The 18,502-nt window shown below is 71.9% G+C and carries 15 protein-coding genes; 5 read left to right on the forward strand and 10 right to left on the reverse strand.

Going from position 1 to position 18,502, the window contains the following annotated elements; translation table 11 throughout:
- Positions 1-37 precede the first annotated feature (37 nt).
- Together ACFPP6_RS14970 and ACFPP6_RS14975 are read right to left on the reverse strand one after the other, a co-directional pair.
- Complete coding sequence (locus ACFPP6_RS14970; protein WP_382041577.1) at positions 38-1,123, reverse strand: CobW family GTP-binding protein; 1,086 nt, start codon at positions 1,121-1,123, stop codon at positions 38-40.
- Between the two features lie 17 nt (positions 1,124-1,140).
- Entirely contained in the window at positions 1,141-2,289 is a 1,149-nt protein-coding gene (locus ACFPP6_RS14975; protein ID WP_382041580.1) for a citrate synthase/methylcitrate synthase, read from the reverse strand.
- Between the two features lie 132 nt (positions 2,290-2,421).
- Here ACFPP6_RS14975 and ACFPP6_RS14980 point away from each other — a divergent pair, with 132 nt between their 5' ends.
- Positions 2,422-3,717, forward strand: a complete 1,296-nt coding sequence (locus ACFPP6_RS14980; protein ID WP_382041583.1) for a citrate/2-methylcitrate synthase — start codon at positions 2,422-2,424, stop codon at positions 3,715-3,717.
- A gap of 61 nt (positions 3,718-3,778) precedes the next feature.
- Entirely contained in the window at positions 3,779-4,681 is a 903-nt protein-coding gene (locus ACFPP6_RS14985; protein ID WP_382041586.1) for a sucrase ferredoxin, read from the forward strand.
- Between the two features lie 42 nt (positions 4,682-4,723).
- Here the strand turns inward: ACFPP6_RS14985 and ACFPP6_RS14990 are convergent, their stop codons facing one another.
- The 3 genes from ACFPP6_RS14990 to ACFPP6_RS15000 form a co-directional block, all read right to left on the reverse strand.
- Positions 4,724-5,782, reverse strand: coding sequence for an ABC transporter substrate-binding protein (locus ACFPP6_RS14990; protein WP_382041589.1), 1,059 nt, complete (start codon positions 5,780-5,782; stop codon positions 4,724-4,726).
- A gap of 112 nt (positions 5,783-5,894) precedes the next feature.
- Complete coding sequence (locus ACFPP6_RS14995; protein WP_382041592.1) at positions 5,895-6,740, reverse strand: ABC transporter permease; 846 nt, start codon at positions 6,738-6,740, stop codon at positions 5,895-5,897.
- A gap of 58 nt (positions 6,741-6,798) precedes the next feature.
- A complete protein-coding gene (locus tag ACFPP6_RS15000; protein ID WP_382041595.1) occupies positions 6,799-7,641 on the reverse strand; it encodes an ABC transporter ATP-binding protein in 843 nt (280 codons plus the stop codon).
- 311 nt (positions 7,642-7,952) lie between these two features.
- Between ACFPP6_RS15000 and ACFPP6_RS15005 the strand changes: the two genes are divergently transcribed.
- Both ACFPP6_RS15005 and ACFPP6_RS15010 read left to right on the forward strand, forming a co-directional pair.
- On the forward strand, positions 7,953-9,632 hold the full coding sequence (locus ACFPP6_RS15005) for a sensor histidine kinase (RefSeq protein WP_382041598.1): 1,680 nt from the start codon (positions 7,953-7,955) through the stop codon (positions 9,630-9,632).
- 3 nt (positions 9,633-9,635) lie between these two features.
- Complete coding sequence (locus ACFPP6_RS15010) at positions 9,636-10,313, forward strand: response regulator (RefSeq protein ID WP_382041601.1); 678 nt, start codon at positions 9,636-9,638, stop codon at positions 10,311-10,313.
- A 134-nt stretch (positions 10,314-10,447) separates the two neighbouring features.
- Here ACFPP6_RS15010 and ACFPP6_RS15015 read toward each other — a convergent pair whose 3' ends face one another.
- The 3 genes from ACFPP6_RS15015 to ACFPP6_RS15025 form a co-directional block, all read right to left on the reverse strand.
- Entirely contained in the window at positions 10,448-12,040 is a 1,593-nt protein-coding gene (locus ACFPP6_RS15015) for a solute symporter family protein (protein WP_382041604.1), read from the reverse strand.
- Positions 12,037-12,453: a DUF485 domain-containing protein gene (locus tag ACFPP6_RS15020; RefSeq protein WP_382041607.1), complete on the reverse strand. Its 417-nt coding sequence runs from the start codon at positions 12,451-12,453 to the stop codon at positions 12,037-12,039. The genes ACFPP6_RS15015 and ACFPP6_RS15020 overlap by 4 nt, the downstream gene beginning before the upstream one ends.
- 235 nt (positions 12,454-12,688) lie before the next feature.
- A complete protein-coding gene (locus ACFPP6_RS15025) occupies positions 12,689-14,809 on the reverse strand; it encodes a DNA gyrase/topoisomerase IV subunit B (protein WP_382041610.1) in 2,121 nt (706 codons plus the stop codon).
- A gap of 442 nt (positions 14,810-15,251) precedes the next feature.
- On the opposite strand from ACFPP6_RS15025, the gene ACFPP6_RS15030 reads away from it, so the two are divergent.
- On the forward strand, positions 15,252-15,482 hold the full coding sequence (locus tag ACFPP6_RS15030) for a DUF7455 domain-containing protein (protein ID WP_030368645.1): 231 nt from the start codon (positions 15,252-15,254) through the stop codon (positions 15,480-15,482).
- Here ACFPP6_RS15030 and ACFPP6_RS15035 read toward each other — a convergent pair.
- Both ACFPP6_RS15035 and ACFPP6_RS15040 read right to left on the reverse strand, forming a co-directional pair.
- The gene (locus ACFPP6_RS15035) at positions 15,442-16,575 is read right to left on the reverse strand and encodes a S1 family peptidase (protein WP_382041613.1); all 1,134 of its coding nucleotides are present in this window, start codon (positions 16,573-16,575) and stop codon (positions 15,442-15,444) included. The two genes, ACFPP6_RS15030 and ACFPP6_RS15035, sit on opposite strands and share 41 nt — an antisense overlap.
- Positions 16,576-16,756: 181 nt before the next feature.
- Entirely contained in the window at positions 16,757-18,307 is a 1,551-nt protein-coding gene (locus ACFPP6_RS15040) for an RNA polymerase sigma factor (protein ID WP_268254325.1), read from the reverse strand.
- Positions 18,308-18,502 lie beyond the last annotated feature (195 nt).

Genomic DNA, 18,502 nt, shown 5'->3' on the forward strand with positions numbered 1-18,502 from the left:
CCGGGCCCGGGGGGCGGGGGCGCCGCGGGCGCCCCCGTCAGCCCTGTGCGTACCGCAGGACGCCCCACATACTGTTCTCCTCCGCCGGCGGTTCCCCCGCGGTGACCCGGCAGCGGTCCAGCCCGGCCCGCAGGGCCGCCGTGTCGACTCCCCTGCCGATCAGTACGAGCTGGGTGAGCCGTTCCTCGGCCCGTGCCCAGGAGGAGCGGTAGAAGCGCAGGAAGTCGCCCACGGCGTGGACGGCGAACTTGTGCTTGTGCCCGGCTATGCCGAAGTACACGAAGCCCTTGATCCGGTAGAGGCCCTCCGGGCGGCTGTCGAGGAACTCCATCAGCCGCCGCGGGTCCACGGGCTCTTCGGAGACGAACTCGACGCTCTCGTAGGCGGCGTGCAGGTGCCCGCCGTGGTCGCAGCCGTCCGGGCAGTCGTCACCGTGCTCGTGGTCGTGTCCGTGGCCGTCCTGCTCGTCGTCGGCGCACAGGTCCTCGAAGGACAGCTGGCGCGTCTTCGACGGGTCGTCCTCGCGCGGCTTGCGGTCGAAGAGCAGCTCCGGGTCGATGCGCCCGTACGACGCGGGCACGACGGGCGTGCCGGGGCCGAGCTCCTCCAGCACGCCGAGGATCTCCCGGCGGGCCTCGTCGCCGACCCGGTCCGCCTTGTTGAGGACGACGAGGTCGGCGATGGCCACGTGGCGGTCGAGCTCCGGGTGCCGGGCCCGGGTGGCGGCGAACTCCGCCGCGTCGACGACCTCGACGAGGCCTCCGTAGACGATGTCCTTGTTGTCGCTGGCCAGGATCATCCGGATGACTTCCTGCGGCTCGGCCAGGCCGCTGGCCTCGATGACGATGACGTCGATGCGGGCCGCGGGGCGGGAGAGCCGGTCGAGGAAGCCGTCGAGCTCGCTGGTGTCCACGGCGCAGCACAGGCATCCGTTGCCGAGCGAGACCATCGAGTCGACCTGCCCGGCGACGCTCATGGCGTCGATCTCGATGCTGCCGAAGTCGTTGACGATCGCCCCGATGCGGGTGCCCCCGCTCCTCCCCAGGAGGTGGTTGAGGAGCGTGGTCTTGCCCGACCCCAGGAATCCTGCGAGAACGATGACCGGGATCTGTCGCTTGGCCACGGGGGGCGCCTCCATCGTCAGTCGAGCACGGCGGGGACCGGCTGGGGCGGGGGCGGGCCCACGTACCGGGCCGCCGGGCGGATGATCTTCGAGTCGTCCGCCTGCTCCAGGATATTGGCGCTCCAGCCGACGACGCGGGCCGCACAGAAGGTGGGGGTGAACATCTCGCGCGGCAGCCCGCACAGCTCCATGACGACGCCCGCGTAGAACTCGACGTTGGTGTGGAGCTCCCGGCCGGGCTTGAGCTCGGCGAGGATCGCCTCCACCCGGCCCTCGACCTCGACGGCGAAGTCCACGAGGTCCCCGCCGAACTCCCGGGCGATCTCCCGGAGCATCCGGGAGCGGGGGTCCTCGGTGCGGTAGACGGGGTGCCCGAAGCCCATGATCCGTTCGCCCGCGAGGACGCGTTCGCGGATCCAGGAGTCGATGCGGCCGGGGGTGCCGATGGCGTCGAGGGTGTCGAGCGCCCGGCTGGGCGCGCCGCCGTGCAGTGGGCCGGAGAGCGCGCCGATCGCGCCGCACAGGCAGGCGGCGAGGTCCGCGCCGGTGGAGGCGATGACGCGGGCGGTGAACGTCGAGGCGTTGAAGCCGTGATCGATGGTGGAGACGAGGTACCGCTCGACGGCGCGGGCCTGCCGGGCGCCGGGCTCGGCTCCGGTGAGCATGTAGAGGTAGTTGGCGGCGTGCGGCAGGTCGTCGCGCGGCTCCACGGGCTCCAGTCCGTTGCCGAGCCGGTGGAGGGCCGTGAGCAGGGTGGGGACGGCGGCGCAGGCGGCGAGCGCGGCGGCCTCGCGCCCGGCGGCGTCGGTGTCGTACAGCGGCCGGAGGCCGGAGGAGGCGCCGAGCAGGGACAGCGCGGTGCGCAGCCCGGCGAGCGGGCCGGAGGCGGCACCGGCGCGGGCGATGCCCGGCAGGCCGTCGCGCACGTCCTGCGGGAGCCGGCGCAGGGCCGCGGTCTCGGCGGCGAAGCGGGCGCGCTGCCGCGCGTCGGGCAGGGAGCCGCGGAACATCAGGTGCCAGACGTCCTCGAAGGACCGGGTCCGGGCGAGTTCGACGGCCGAGTACTGGCGGTAGTGGTAGAAGCCCTCCCGGCCGCGGACGTCGCCGAGGGCGGTGTCGGTGACGACGACGCCGGCGAGTCCGCGCGGCACTTCGGTGATCGGCATTGCTGCCCCCTGATCCGTGGTGTTCAGTGATCGATCAAGCCTTGATTCGACTGTCCATGCTTGACTCAATAGTTGTCAATGTTGATTCAATCAATATGCAGAGGTGGACGGCGGGTGGATAGCGTGTCCTCCATGGCGGATCACACGACGAAGGACGGCGCGGGCCGGCAGCCGGCGGACGGCACCGGCACGGAGCACGACGGCGCGACGGGCGAGCGGCTGACCACCCGCGAGGTCGCCGAGCGGCTCGGCGTGAAGCCCGAGACGGTCTACGCGTACGTGAGCCGCGGCCAGCTCACCAGCCACCGCGGCCCCGGCGGGCGCGGCAGCACCTTCGACGCGCACGAGGTCGACGCACTGGTGCGGCGCGGGCGGCGCGAGACGGCGTTCGGCGGCGAGACGGCGATCCGCACGGGCATCACCCTCATCGAGAAGGGCCGGTACTTCTACCGCGGAGTGGACGCCACCGCGCTCGCCGAGCGGTACGGCTACGAGGAGGTCGCGGAGTGGCTGTGGACCGGCCGGCTGCGGCCCGGCACGCGGTTCACCGCCCCGGAGGACGGCCTGATCGCGGCGCTCCGCACGGTGAGCGCCATGCCCGCGCACAGCGGCCCCACCGACCGGCTGCGGGTGGCGGCGATCGCGGCGGCCGCGGCCGACCCGATGCGCTTCGACCTGTCACCCGAGGCGGTGCTGGGCACGGCGCGCGGGCTGATCCCGACGCTGGTCGACGCGCTGCCCGCCATCGGGCGGCTGCCCCGGGCGGACGGCGGCGGCGCCCCGCTCACCCGCAGGCTGTGGTCCCGGCTGACCGCGCAGGCGCCCGACGAGGCGTCACTGCGCGCCCTGGACGCCGCACTCGTGCTGCTCATCGACCACGACCTGGCCGCGTCCACGCTCGCCGTACGGGTCGCCGCCTCCGCCCGCTCCCACCCCTACGCCGCGGTCTCGGCCGGGCTCGGGGTGATGGAGGGCCCGCTGCACGGCGCGGCGAGCGGCTTGGCGCACCGGATGCTGACGGAGGTGCTGCAGCGGGGCAGCGCGGGGGCGGTCGTGGCCGACCACCTGCGCGACGGGCGCCGCGTGCCGGGCCTCGGCCACCGCCTCTACCCGGGCCCCGACCCCCGCGCCACCGCCCTGTTCGCCCGCCTGGAATCCGTACCGGCGGCCGCGGACGCACTGGAGGCGGCGCGCGAGGTCGAGGCCACGACGGCCCGGCACGTGGCCCTGCACGCCAACGTCGACCTCGCCCTCGCCGTGCTGTCGGTCTCCGCGGAGATGCCGCCCGAGGCCGGGGAGACGGTGTTCGCGGTCGCCCGTACCGCCGGATGGATCGCGCACGCCCTGGAGGAGTACACGGAGCGTCCGCTCCGGATGCGCCCCTCGGGCGCCTACTCGGGCCCCAGGCCGCCCCAGCCCATGCCGTGAGGTTCAGCCACCTCCGCAGTGCGCCGTACGATCACCGGCAACTCAGGTTAGGCTTACCTTCGTGAGTACGTGCGCGACCGCCTCCCGCCATCTGTCCGAGCCGCTGGCCGGCACCGCCGCCACCGCGCGGACGTGGCTGCTCGTCGAGCAGCCGGGGCCCTGGGGTGCGGACGCGCTGACCGCGAGCCACCTCGACCCCGCCGTCGGGCGGGCGCTGGACGCGGCGGCCGAGGGCACGGGCGTCCGGATCGCGCTGATCCGCCGCCCCGGCCGGCACGCCGACTGCCACCAGCCCGGCACCCACCGCGTGTTCGCCGCCCACACCGCCCCGGGCCGCTCCTGGATCCGCACCACCGCGGTCGCCGACCCCGCGGAGCTGACCGGGCTCGACCTCGCCGCGCTCGGCGCGGGCGAGCACGGCGGCCTGTGGGAGGACTACGAGGGCGACCCGCTGGTGTTCGTGTGCACCAACGGCAAGCGCGACCGCTGCTGCGCCCTGCTGGGCCGCCCCCTGGCCGCCGAGCTGGCCGCCTCCGGGGCGGAGGCCTGGGAGGTCACCCACATCGGCGGCCACCGCTTCTCGCCCACGCTCTTCGTCCTCCCGTACGGCTACGCCTACGGCCGCGTCACCGCCCACGGCGTCAAGGAGGTGCTGGAGGCGGTGCGCGACCGCCGGATCGTCACCGGCGACTGCCGGGGCCGCTCCGCGTGGGAGCGCCCGGCCCAGGCCGCGGAGCTGGCGGTGCGCGAACTGACCGGCGAGGAGGGCGCGGACGCCCTCGACGTGACGCGCACCGAGGGAGCGGCGCCGCACTGGTCGGTGACGGTCACCCACGCCGACGGCCGCTCCTGGCGGGTGGCCGTCGAGCAGGGCGCCGCGGAGCCGCCTCGTCCGGAGAGCTGCGGACGGGCGCCGGGCATGCCGGCGCGGATGGACGTCGGGTCCGTCGTCCCGCTCTCCTGAGACGCCTTCCCGACACGCTCCGCCGGAGGTTCCCGGCAGGGGTCACCCCGCCTTCTTCACGAACTCCGTGGTGTAGGTCTTCTCCAGGTCCACCTTGGCGTCCTTGATCGCCGGGTTGAAGGACTTCAGGACCTGGTGGACGGTCTTCGGACCGTCCTCGGGCATCACCCCGTCCTTGGTGAACATCGGCAGCGTGTTCTTGATCGCCTCGATGTAGAGGTCCTTGCCGCCCTTGGCGTAGTCCTCCGGCATCTTGGCCGCGATCTCCTCCGGCGTGTGCTCGGACATCCACCCGAGGGTCCTCACGAAGGCGTTGGCGAGCTTCTGCACGACGTCCTTGTGACTGTTGACCCAACTGGTGTTCATGTAGAGGCTGGAGGCCGGGTAGAGACCGCCGAGCGCCGCCCGGGACCCCTCGGGCGTCCGCATGTCGACGAGCACCTTGCCCGCGTCCTTGGCGAGGATCTGCGCGACGGTCGGGTCGGTCGTCATCCCGCCGTCGATGGCGCCCTGCTGCAGCGCGGAGATGAAGGTCTGCCCGGCGCCGACGGCCACGGGCGTGAAGTCGCTGACCTTCACCCCGTTCTTGACCGCCAGGTACTTCGTCAGGAAGTCGGTGGAGGAGCCGAGCCCGGTCACGCCGAGCTTCTTGCCCTTGAAGTCCTTGGGCGAGGTCAGGCTGCCCACGGCCTTCTTGGAGACGATCTCCACCTCCCCCGGCGTCTGCGCGAGCTGCACCACGGACTCCACCTGCTTGCCCTTCACCTGCAGGTCCAGCGTGTGGTCGTAGAAGCCCACGACGCCCTGGACGTCACCGGCGACCAGGGACGTGGTGGCCTGCACGCCCGCGGGCTCGGTGAGCAGGTTGACGGTGATCCCCTCGTCCTGGAAGTAGCCGAGCCGCTGGGTGAGGACCGCCGGCATGTAGATGACCTTGTCCAGGCCGCCCACCATGATCTTGACGATGTCGCCCTTCGCCGCCTCGAGCGCCGAATTCCGCTTGTTCGTCGAGTTGTCGTCGGCACACCCGGCCAGGGTCAGGCACATCACCGCCGCGACGGCGCCCGCACGGGCTCCGGCGGTCTTGCTGAACGTACGCATCGCTGTTCCTTACGGTCGGAGGTTCGTAGGAGGCAAACAGGACGTGCAAGGGGGGTGGGGTGTGCGGGAGGTGGGGTACGCAGGGGGTGGGGGCGTGCGGGCCGCCGTGCCGTCACTCCCCCGCGCCGGAGCCGCCCGGCTTCCAGCGGAAGAGCTTCCTCTCGGCGAAGGTCAGCAGGCCTTCCGTGAGCAGTGCGACGACGGCGAGGATGGCCATCGCGGCGTAGACGCCCGCCGTGTTGAAGGTGCCCTGCGAGGCGGAGATCAGCAGCCCGATACCCTTCGCCGCACCGAGGTACTCGCCGACGATCGCGCCGATGAGCGCGAAGCCGAAGCTGACGTGCAGGCTGGTGAAGATCCAGGAGGTCGCGGAGGGGATGACGACCTGCAGCGTCACCCGGCGGTTGCTCGCGCCCAGGATGCGGGCGTTGGCCACCAGGTTGCGGTCGACCTCGCGTGCGCCCTGGAAGGCGTTGAAGAACACGGGGAAGAAGACCAGGACGACCGCCGACGCGACCTTGGACGCCGGACCCAGCCCGAACAGGATCAGGAAGACCGGTACGAGGGCGATCCTCGGCAGCGCGTTGAGCACCTTGATGTACGGGCTGAAGACGTCGGCCAGGAAGCGCACCCGGCCGAGCGCGATCCCGAGCACCACGCCGCCGGCCACGCCGAACACCCAGCCGAGCAGGGCCTCGTAGAGCGTGTACCAGATCTGCTCGCCCAGCGAGCCCTGCGGCGTGCCGTGGAGCGTCCACTGGACGATCTGGTCCCAGATCTTCGACGGCATCGAGAAGTTGAACGGATCAATGATGCCGTTGCGGGCCGTCAACTCCCATGCACCCAGCACGACGGCGAGCACCAGCAGCCGCGCCGCGTACACGGTCAGCCTGCGCCGCCGGACGGCCTTGGCGCGGGCGGCGGTCCGGCCGCCGGCCGGGTGAGCGGAAACCTTCACGGGCTCGTCCCATGCAAGCGGTTCGGCCGGATCAACCGAGTTGACCGAATCGACGGACTCAAGCGACACGGGAGGCACCCCTCTCACGGGTGATGCGGACCTCTTCGCCGAGGGACGACCAGATCTCGCGGTAGATCTCCACGAACTCCGCCTCCAGGCGCACGGATTCGACCTTGCGCGGCCGGGGCAGCCGGACGGGGAAGACCGCCTTGACGGTCGCCGGCCCGGCGGTCATCACGACGACCTTGTCGGCGAGGGCGATCGCCTCCTCCAGGTCGTGGGTGACGAAGATGACGGAAGCGGCCCGCCCGCCGGGGCGGGAGCCGCCCCACAGCTCCAGGAGCTCGTCCGACATCAGGGCCCTGGTCTGTACGTCGAGCGCCGAGAAGGGCTCGTCCATCAGCAGGATCTCCGGGTCGCCCACGAAGGTCTGGGCGAGCGCGACGCGCTTGCGCTGGCCGCCGGAGAGCTGGTGCGGATAGCGGTCGGTGAAGGCCGCGAGCCCCACGCGGCCGAGCCACTCGCGCGCCCGCTCCCGCGCCTCGGCCTTGGGCACTCCGCGGAAGCGCGGGCCCGCCATGACGTTGGAGAGCACCGTCCGCCAGGGGAAGACGGCGTCCTGCTGGAACACGAAGCCGACTTCCGGCCGGATCCCGGTCACGGGTTCGCCGCCGATCAGCACCTCGCCCTCGGTCGGCTCCTCCAGGCCGCTGACCAGCGTGAGCGTGGTGGACTTCCCGCAGCCCGTGGGGCCGACCACGGCCACGAACTCGCCTTGCCCCACGGCAAGGTCGAGATCCCGTACGGCCGTGTGCGAGGCGCCCGAGGGCGTACGGAACACCTTGCTCGCTCCGCGCAGCTCGATCGCCGGGGTGTGGCCCGGCGGGGTGCCGCTGATCATCGTTGCCGCCTCCTCCTGTGCAGGTTTCCGGCCATGGGGGTGACCGGTGGTGGAGGCTAGATGTGGCGCATGGCGCACAGACAGCCTTGTGAGCGCTGTGCGGCTTCAGCGCACGAACCCTGTTCTGCTCGTTTTGCTCGCGGTAGAACAACGAAAGCGCCACGGAACCGGCGACGGGGGTCAGAACCGGCTACGTTCGGTCCACAGTGCGGAAACGGAACGCCGCTGAAGCGGAGCTGGACACTCCGGTAAGCGGCCGGCCGGTCACCCGGCCGGAGGACGACAACAGGACGAGAAGGAGGGGGACACGCATGCGCCCCCGCTGGCCCCGCCGCGTCTTCGCCCAGGTCCTGCTGGTCCAGCTGCTGATCATCACCGGGGTCGCCGGGCTCGCCGCCGGGCTCTTCCTCGCGCCCCTCGCGGCCCAGCTCGACGACCAGGCCGAGCGCCGCGCCCTGGCCATCGCCCAGGCCACCGCCGCCCAGCCCGGCATCGCACACAGCCTGCTGGCCGGGCCGCCCTCCCCCGACGGGCCGGTGCAGACCGACGCCGAGCGCATCCGGCTGGCCACCGGCGCGAGTTACGTCGTGGTCGTCGACACCCGCGGCATCCGCTACTCCCACACCGTCCCCGGGCGGATCGGGAAACGCGTCAGCAGCGACCCCGGCCGGGCCCTCGGCGGGCAGGAGTGGACGGGCATCGGGCGCGGCACCCTCGGCCGCTCCGCGCGCGGCAAAGTGCCCCTGCGCGACGGCGAGGGCGCCATCGTGGGCGCCGTCTCCGTAGGCATCGCCTACGACAACGTGCACGCGCTGCTGTTGCGCGCCGTGCCGGGCATCCTCATGTACGCGGGTGCGGCCCTGGGCGTCGGGGCGCTCGCCGCGCTCGCCGTCTCCCGCCGGCTGCGCAAGCGCACCCACGGCATCGAACTGACCGAGATCTCCGCCCTCCTGGGCGAGCGCGAAGCCATGCTGCACGGCATCCGCGAGGGCGTGGTCGCCCTCGACCGGCACGGGCGCGTCCGCCTGCTCAACGACGCGGCCGCACGCCTGCTGGGCATCGGCCGGGACGCCATCGGCCACCCCCTCGACCGCGTCCTGCCGCCGGGCCGCACCACGGACGTGCTGGCGGGCCGTGTCACGGGCACCGACCTGCTGACCGTGCGGGACGGGCGGGTGCTGGTCGTCAACCGCAGGGACACCGCCGCCGGCGGCACCGTGGCGACGCTGCGCGACCGCACCGAGCTGGAACAGCTCCGCCGCGAACTCGACGGCACCCGCGGCCTGACGGACGCGCTGCGCGCCCAGGACCACGAGCACGCCAACCGTCTGCACACCATCGTCGGGCTGCTGGAGCTGGGCATGTACGAGGAGGCCGCCGACTTCGTCGCGGAGGTGACCGGGGCCCACCGGGCGACGGCCGAGCAGGTCGCCGAGCGCGTCCGCGACCCGCTGGTGAGCGCCCTGCTGGTGGGCAAGAGCGCGGTCGCCGCGGAGCGCGGGGTGGCCCTGCGGGTGAGCCCGGCGACCCGGCTGCCCGACCGGGTCGTGGACCCGCGCGATCTCGTCACCGTGCTCGGCAACCTCGTGGACAACGCCTTGGACGCCGCGGCGGGCGCTTCACGGGCCGCGCCGGCCGCCCCTGCGAAAGGCGCGGAGGACGTGCCCCGCGACGCGCCGTTCGTGGAGGTGGAGCTGCGGGCCGTCGGGGAGACGCTGGTGGTCCGGGTGGCGGACAACGGCCCCGGGGTGCCCGCCGCGGTCCGCGAACTGGTCTTCACCGACGGCTGGTCCACCAAGGAGGCCGTCCCGCACCGCCGCCGGGGCCTCGGCCTCTCGCTCGTACGGCGGCTGGCCGAGCGGTACGGAGGCTCGGTGCGGGCCGGCGAACGGGACGGCGGCGGCGCCGTGTTCACCGTGGAACTGCCCGAAGCGCTGCGCTTACCTGCCCACCCGGCCCACCCGGCCCACTCAGCTCGCTCGAAGGGGTGAACGATGATCGAGGTCCTGGTCGTGGACGACGACTTCCGCGTCGCCGAGATCAACGCCGCGTACGTGTCGCGGGTTCCCGGCTTCCGCGTCGGGGCCAAGGCCCACAACGCGGCACAGGCGATGGCCGTGCTGGAGAAGGGCGGCATCGACCTGGTGCTGCTGGACCACTTCCTCCCGGACGAGACCGGCCTGGGGCTGGTCCGCCGGCTGCGGCAGCTCGGCGACCTCACCGACGTGATCATGGTGACGGCGTCGCGCGACGTCGCGACCGTGCAGGCAGCCATGCGCTACGGGGCCCTGCAGTACCTGGTCAAGCCGTTCACCTTCCCCGGGCTGCGGGTGAAGCTGGAGGCGTACGCACAGCTGCGCCGGACCCTCGACGACGCGCAGGAGGCCGGCCAGGACCAGGTCGACCGCATCTTCGGCACCCTGCGCACGGCGGCCACCAGCACGCCGCTGCCCAAGGGCCACTCGGCGCCCACGGCCGAGCTGATACGGCAGGTGCTCTCCGACGCCGCGTCCCCGCTGTCGGCGCACGAGGTCGCGGCGCGGTCGGGGCTGAGCCGCTCGACGGCGCAGCGCTACCTGAAGCGGCTGGAGGAGTCCGGACGGCTGAGCCTGACCCTCAAGTACGGCGAGACGGGGCGCCCGGAGCACCGCTACGCGTGGACGGGCCGCTGAGGCCGGCTCCCTGCGCGCTGCGGCGGGGCCGGGCCGCTACGCACTGCAGACCTTTTTGCGCTGCGGACCGCTCCGCACGGTGGACCGCGACGCACGGCGGGCCGGGCCCCGCGGCGGGGCCGGGCGGCCTGCCGCTACGCCGCGCCGGCTCCTGTCAGCGAGCGCACTTCCGTCTCGGCGTGGCCGCCCGCGTCGGCCGCTTCGCGCGAGGTCACCGTGCCGATCCAGCCGGCGAGGAAGCCCAGCGGGACGGAGACGAGACCGGGGTTCTCCAGCGGGAAGAGCGCGAAGTCCGCACCGGGGAAGATCGCGTCCGGCCCGCCGGAGACGACCGGCGAGAGGACGACGAGCACGACGGCCGGGACCAGGCCCCCGTAGACGGACCAGACCGCCCCGCGGGTGGTGAACCGCCGCCAGAAGAGCGTGTAGAGGAGCACCGGCAGGTTCGCGGAGGCGGCGACGGCGAAGGCGAGCCCGACCAGGAAGGCGACGTTGAGGTCCTGGGCGAGCAGCCCCAGCCCGATGGCCACCGCACCGGTGCCGGCGGCCGCGAGGCGCGCGACCGCCACTTCGCTGCGGGGCGTGCGGGCGCGGCGGCTCAGCGTCCGGTACAGGTCGTGGGCGACCGAGGCGGAGGAGGCCAGGGTGATCCCGGCGACGACGGCGAGGATCGTGGCGAAGGCCACGGCGGCGACCACGGCGAAGAGGACCGTGCCGCCGGTGGACCCGGCGCCGCCGCCCAGGTCGAGGGCGAGCAGGGGCACGGCGTTGTTCCCGGCGGAGCCCGCGGCCCGTACGGCGTCCGAGCCGAGGACCGCGGCGGCGCCGAAGCCGAGCACGATCGTCATCAGGTAGAAGCCGCCGATGAGCCCGATGGACCAGACGACCGAGCGGCGGGCGGCACGGGCAGTGGGCACCGTGTAGAAGCGCGAGAGGATGTGCGGCAGCCCGGCGGTGCCGAGGACGAGCGCGAGGCCGAGGCTCACGAAGTCCAGCCGGGCGGTCCAGCCGCCGCCGTACTTCAGGCCCGGTGCGAGGAAGGCCTGCCCGTGGCCGCTGCGGCCGGCCGCCGTGGTGAGCAGGGCGGAGAGGTCGCCGTGGAAGCGCAGGAGGACGAGGACGGTGAGGGCGACCGTGCCGCCCAGCAGCAGGACGGCCTTGACGATCTGGATCCAGGTGGCGGCCCGCATGCCGCCCAGGGTGATGTAGACGACCATCAGCACGCCGACGCCGACGACGGTCCAGGCGCGGGCGCGCTCTCCGGTCCCGCCCAGCAGCAGCGTCATCAGACTGCCCGCGCCGACCATCTGGGCGACGAGGTAGAGGACGGAGACGGTGACGGAGGAGGCGCCGGTCGCGATCCGGACCGGGCGCTCGCGCAGCCGGGTGACCAGGACGTCAGCGAGGGTGAACCGGCCGCAGTTGCGGACGAGTTCGGCGACGAGGAACAGCACGACGAGCCAGGCGACCAGGAAGCCGACGGTGTAGAGGATGCCGTCGTAGCCGTGCAGGGCGATGAGGCCGGTGACGCCGAGGAAGGAGGCGGCGGACATGTAGTCGCCCGCGATGGCGAAACCGTTCTCCATGGGGCTGAAGAGCCGCCCGCCCGCGTAGAACTCCTCCGGCGAGCCGCGGCGCTCGCGGCCCACCCAGGTGGTGATGCCCAGCGTGACGAGGACGAGGACGCAGAACAGCGCGAGCGCGAGGGCGTGGTGAGGACCCGTCATGCGCGCTCACCCCGGGCGCGGACCGGCCGCGCCCCGGTCTCCAGGGTGACCGCCCAGCGCAGCTCCAGCGCCGCGGGATCGCGGTGCAGCCGTGCATGGCGCGCGTAGGCCCAGGTCAGCAGGAACGTCGTGGCGAACTGGGCGAGCCCGGCGAGCATGGCGACGTTGAGCGCACCCGCCACCTGCCGGGCCATCAGACCGGGTGCCGCGGTGGCCGTCACCACATACGCCAGGTACCACAGCAGGAAGGCGGCGGCCGCCGGGAAGGCGAACCGGCGGTAGCGGCTGCGCACTTCCTGGAAGGCCGCACCGCGCTGGACCTCGCTGTAGACATCCGGCGCGGAGAGGGCACCGACCGGCTGAATCGTTCCGGCATCGGCGCTTCCGGTACTGCCTCTGTCGTGTCTCTCCACCGCACTCTCCTCGGATCCCGAGCCCGGCCGACGACTGCCCGGTTGACAGCCGTCACCCGCGGCCGGGGACCCAAGGATGGACAGAACGCCGGGATGCGGACCCGGCCGTCGCCCCGACGTTCACCCCATCAGGTGATGGATGGCTCCGGGGGGGGCCGTGCGCCGACGAGTGGTGCCTCCGGATCCACGAGCCGGGGCCCGGCCAGGGCCGGACCCCGGGAGCGGAGGACGCGGGTCAGGCGTCGATGCGGGAGCGGTCCAGGGTGGCCGCGGAGTTCGTGATGAACTCCTTGCGGGGTGCCACCTCGTTGCCCATCAGCAGATCGAAGGCGCGCTCCGCCGCCTCCAGGTCGCTGATGTTGATCCGGCGCAGGGTGCGGTGGCGCGGGTCCATCGTGGTCTCCGCGAGCTGGTCGGCGTCCATCTCGCCGAGACCCTTGTAGCGCTGGATGGAGTCCTTGTAGCGCACGTTCTTGCGCTCCAGCTCCAGCAGCGTCTGCCGCAGTTCGGCGTCCGAGTACGTGTAGATGTACTTGTCCTGCCCCTTCTTGGGGTGGGTGAGCTCCACGCGGTGCAGCGGGGGCACCGCGGAGAAGACCCGCCCCTCCTCGACCATCGGGCGCATGTAGCGCTGGAAGAGGGTGAGCAGCAGGCAGCGGATGTGCGCGCCGTCGACATCGGCGTCGGCGAGGAAGATGACCTTGCCGTAGCGGGCCGCGTCGATGTCGAAGGTCCGGCCGGACCCCGCTCCTATGACCTGGATGATCGCGCCGCACTCGGCGTTCTTGAGCATGTCCGAGACCGACGACTTCTGGACGTTGAGGATCTTGCCGCGGATCGGCAGCAGCGCCTGGAACTCGGAGTTCCGCGCGAGCTTGGCCGTGCCGAGCGCCGAGTCGCCCTCGACGATGAACAGCTCGCTGCGCTCGACGTCGTCGCTGCGGCAGTCGGCGAGCTTGGCCGGCAGCGACGAGGACTCCAGGGCGGTCTTGCGCCGCTGGGCCTCCTTGTGCTGGCGCGCCGCGATACGGGTGCGGGCCGCGGCGACGACCTTCTCCAGGACGGCCCGCGCCTGCTGCTTGGCGTCGCGCTTGGTGGAGGTCAGGAACGCCTTGAGCTCCTTCGCGACCACGTTGGCCACGATCCGGGAGGCGGCCGAGGTGCCCAGGACCTCCTTGGTCTGGCCCTCGAACTGCGGCTCGGCCAGGCGTACGGTCACGACCGCCGTGAGCCCCTCCATGGCGTCGTCCTTGACGACGTCGTCCTCGGCGACGCGCAGCAGCTTCGACGAGCGCAGGACCTCGTTGACGGTCTTGGTGATCGAGCGCTCGAAGCCCGTCACGTGGGTGCCGCCCTTGGGGGTGGCGATGATGTTGACGAACGACCTGACCGTGCTGTCGTAGCCCGTGCCCCAGCGCAGGGCGATGTCCACGCCCAGCTCGCGGGTGACCTCGGTGGGGGTCATGTGGCCGCGGTCGTCCAGGACCGGCACGGTCTCCTTGAAGGTGCCCTGCCCGCTCAGCCGCAGCACGTCGCAGACGGCCTTGTCCTGCGCCAGGTACTCGCAGAACTCGCTGATGCCGCCGTCGTAGCGGAAGACCTCCTCGGTGGCCTGCTCGCCGTCGATGCCGCGCTCGTCGCGGACGACGATCGTCAGGCCCGGCACCAGGAAGGCGGTCTGGCGGGCCCGCCCGTAGAGGGTCTCCAGCGAGAGCTTGGCGTCCTTGAGGAAGATCTGCCGGTCCGCCCAGTAGCGGACGCGGGTGCCGGTGCGCGCCTTGGGGATCTTCTTGCCCTTGAGCAGGCCGTTGGCCGGATCGAAGGGGGCGTCCGGGCCGGACTCGGTGAAGATGCCGGGGACGCCGCGGCGGAAGCTGATCGAGTGGGTCCTGCTGTTGCGGTCGACCTCGACGTCCAGGCGCGCGGAGAGCGCGTTGACCACCGACGCGCCGACGCCGTGCAGACCGCCGGACGCCGCGTAGGAGCCGCCGCCGAACTTGCCGCCCGCGTGCAGCTTGGTCATGACGACCTCGACGCCCGACAGCCCGGTCTTGGGCTCGACGTCGACGGGGATGCCGCGGCCGTTGTCGCGCACCTCCACGGAGCCGTCGTCGTGGAGGACCACATCGATGCGGTCGCAGTAGCCGCCCAGGGCCTCGTCGACGGAATTGTCGATGATCTCCCAGAGGCAGTGCATGAGGCCACGGCTGTCCGTCGAGCCGATATACATACCGGGCCGCTTGCGGACGGCTTCCAGGCCTTCGAGGACGAGCAGGTGCCGCGCGGTGTAGTTGGACCCGTCCCGGTCTGCCCCGGTCAGCAGCGCAGTGGACGGCACGGACGTTTCGGCGGTCACGCGGGTTCGCTCCTCGCTGAATTTCTTTTCGGCCCCGGTCGGGCGGGCCGGCGGCCCGGTTGCCGTTCAGAGGGTACCGATGCCTGGTAGAGCCTTTGTGCAGCCACCCGTGGGAACGCCCATGCTAGTCCAGCGATCGATCACACGTTCGATGACACGATGGAGTGACGTGCACATCACGTTCCCTTGGAGGCATGAACCATTTAGGCTCCGGGCACGTCCTCAAGAACACCGGCAAGCCGGCCGGGAGGACGAAAGCCCCCAGCGATGTGAAACCGTAGGCCCACGCAATACGGCTCATTCGCCGCCAACCGTCAAGATCTGGCCGACTCGGAAGCGACTCGGAAGGAACTTTCGAGGAAAAGCCGCGAGCGGGAACGTTTTCGGCCTGGTTGGATGTTGACCCTGGTACGACAGCTCGTCGAGCTAGAGAAGAGGCGACGTGACTACTGTTCTGACCCCCGCGAGCCCGCTGACGGCCGCTGACCGCTGCGACCGGTGCGGCGCTCAGGCCTACCTGCGCGTCGTTCTCATGAGCGGCGGTGAACTGCTCTTCTGTGCCCACCACGGGCGTAAGTTCGAGCCAGAACTCAAGAAGATCGCCGCGGAAATACAGGACGAGACGGAGCGGCTCACCGCCCCCCCGGCGTCTGCGCCCGACGAGGACCGCTGAGTCCGTAGCGGAACGCTGACACATCGCATCCGACGACGAGCGAGGTCCGGCCCTTCGTAGCCGGACAGCCGCGGGCGGCTGCCCCCACCACGGGGGAAGCCGCCCGCTCTCGTACGCTCTGGCGCACCTTCGCGCTGTTGTGGTGCTGGTGCTGCTTCTGCTGCCTGTGCTTCTGCGGCTGCGGCGCCGCTGCCGCCGAGGCCCCCTGCTGAGCGGCGGGAGCAGCCGGCTGGGCGACCGGAGGCCGGCCCTGTGCCGGCGGCCTGTGGGCCGCCTGGGCGCCCTCGCCGCCGTGCTCCGCCACCAGCGCCGTGTAGGCCGACATCCGCGTGTAGACCCCGGGATACTGCGGCTGCCCGCAGCCCGCCCCCCAGGAGACCAGGCCCACGAGCTTTCCCTGCGCCACGAGCGGTCCGCCGCTGTCCCCCTGGCAGGCGTCCCGCCCGCCGAGCGGCATCCCGGCGCACAGCATGGAGGCCCGGCGGAAGACGCCGTCCGCAGTCCCCGGGTACGCCCGCTCGCACACCGCGTCCTGCAGGACCCGCACCCTCGCCCCGCGCAGGATCTCCGAGTACGTGCCGTTGCCGATCACGTCGCCCCAGCCGTAGACCGTGGCCTTGGCGCCCACCCGGTAGGCGGCGTCGCCCTGCTGCGCGATCGGGATCACATGGCTCTCCGGCACCGGGTTGGGCAGGGTGAGCACGGCCAGGTCCCCCGCGTTGGTCCCCGGGTCGAACCCCGGGTTGACCCAGGTCTCCCGCGGCGCCACCTCGGCTCCGACGGCACCCCGCAGGTCGTCGCGGCCCACGATGACCCGCAGGTCCCTCGCCTCGCTGACGTCGACGCCGAGCACCTCGTGGCTCAGGCAGTGCGCCGCCGTGACGACCGTTCTGCGGCCCACGAGGACCCCGCCGCAGAACTGTCCGGCCCTGGCGGCCCCGAACCGCTGCCGGCTGCCCAGCGCCACCACCCAGGGCGCCTCGGAGGCCCTCACGGCCTGCCCTCCGACGACCGCACGGTCCGCCACCGCCGGGGCCGGGACCGCGAAGACCATGGCGATCGATCCGGCCAGCAGACAGCTCAGCGAACGCATACGATCTCCTGACTCTGCGGGGTTCCTTGCACACCCAGAGTCAACCCGCACGGCGATCGGCGCATCCGGAACCTGGACGGCATGCCTCCGGATCGGCCGCACTGTCACCCGTACAGCCCGCAGGGCCCGGCTCCTCGGGAGAGGTGCCGGGCCCTGCGGGGTCGTCGTCGTCCGTCCGGTTCTAGTCCAGGTAGTCGCGCAGGACCTGGGAACGGGACGGGTGGCGCAGCTTGGACATCGTCTTCGACTCGATCTGACGGATGCGCTCACGTGTCACGCCGTAGACCTTGCCGATCTCGTCGAGGGTCTTCGGCTGGCCGTCGGTGAGGCCGAAGCGCATGGAGACCACGCCCGCCTCGCGCTCGCTGAGCGTGTCCAGGACGGAGTGCAGCTGCTCCTGGAGCAGGGTGAAGCTCACGGCATCGGCCGGCACGACCGCCTCGGAGTCCTCGATGAGGTCACCGAACTCGCTGTCGCCGTCCTCACCCAGGGGGGTGTGGAGGGAGATCGGCTCGCGGCCGTACTTCTGGACCTCGATGACCTTCTCGGGGGTCATGTCGAGCTCCTTGGCCAGCTCCTCCGGGGTGGGCTCGCGGCCCAGGTCCTGGAGCATCTGGCGCTGGACGCGCGCGAGCTTGTTGATGACCTCGACCATGTGCACCGGGATACGGATGGTGCGGGCCTGGTCGGCCATCGCGCGCGTGATGGCCTGGCGGATCCACCAGGTCGCATACGTGGAGAACTTGTAGCCCTTGGTGTAGTCGAACTTCTCGACCGCGCGGATCAGACCGAGGTTGCCCTCCTGGATCAGGTCCAGGAAGAGCATGCCGCGGCCGGTGTAGCGCTTGGCCAGGGAGACCACCAGGCGGAGGTTGGCCTCCAGGAGGTGGTTCTTGGCGCGGCGCCCGTCCTCGGCGATGATCTCCAGCTCGCGCTTGAGCTTGGGGGCGAGCTTGTCGGAGTTCGCCAGCTTGTCCTCGGCGAACAGGCCCGCCTCGATGCGCTTGGCGAGCTCCACCTCCTGCTCGGCGTTGAGGAGGGGGACCTTGCCGATCTGCTTCAGGTAGTCCTTGACCGGGTCGGCGGTGGCGCCGGCGACGGCGACCTGCTGCGCGGGAGCGTCGTCCTCGTCGTCGTCGGAGAGGACGAAGCCCTTGTTCTCGCCGGTCTCGTCCTCCTCCTCACCCTTGCCCGGGGTCGGGGTCTCCTCGACGAGGTCCTCGTCGAGGAGCTCGTCGGCGTCCTTCTTCGCGGCGGTCTTCTTGGCCGCCGTCTTCTTGACGGCGGTCTTCTTCGCCACCGTCTTCTTCGCCGCCGCCTTCTTGGTGGCGGCCTTCTTGGCGGGCGCCTCCGCGCTCTCGTCGTCGCCGTACGCCGCCGAGGCGGACGTGGCGGACGCCGAGGACGCGGTCTGCCTGGCCGTGACCGTCTTGGAGGCGACGGCCTTGGTGGCGGTGCGCTTCGCCGGGCTCTTCGCTGCGACGCTCTTGCGGGTGCGCTTGGGCGCCTCGGCGGCACTGACCATCAGCGTCACACCCTCCTCGTCGAGGACCTGGTTGAGGCTGCGCAGAACATTCTTCCACTGGGTTGGCGGAATCTGGTCAGCCTCGAAGGCCCGACGCACGTCGTCGCCGGCGATCTGCCCCTCGGCCTTTCCCTGCTCGATGAGCGCCATCAGAGACTCGGATTCGGCGATCTCCGGCGGGAGCGTACGGGATGTGCTGGCCGACACGAACAACCTCTCGGAACGATGGAAACGGCTTCCGGCCCCGGTCCGCCCTGATCGGGGAACCGGTTCCGACGACCGCCGGCATGGATGAACCGACGGCGCGCGGGTGATGAGATGCAGACGGACACAGCGCCCTGGACGGGGCCCGTATTCCCTCCGCGTCCACCACCTCTTTAGTCATCGCACTGCCTCAAGGAG

The organism is Streptomyces aureoversilis (assembly GCF_042657885.1).
Taxonomy (GTDB): domain Bacteria; phylum Actinomycetota; class Actinomycetes; order Streptomycetales; family Streptomycetaceae; genus Streptomyces; species Streptomyces aureoversilis.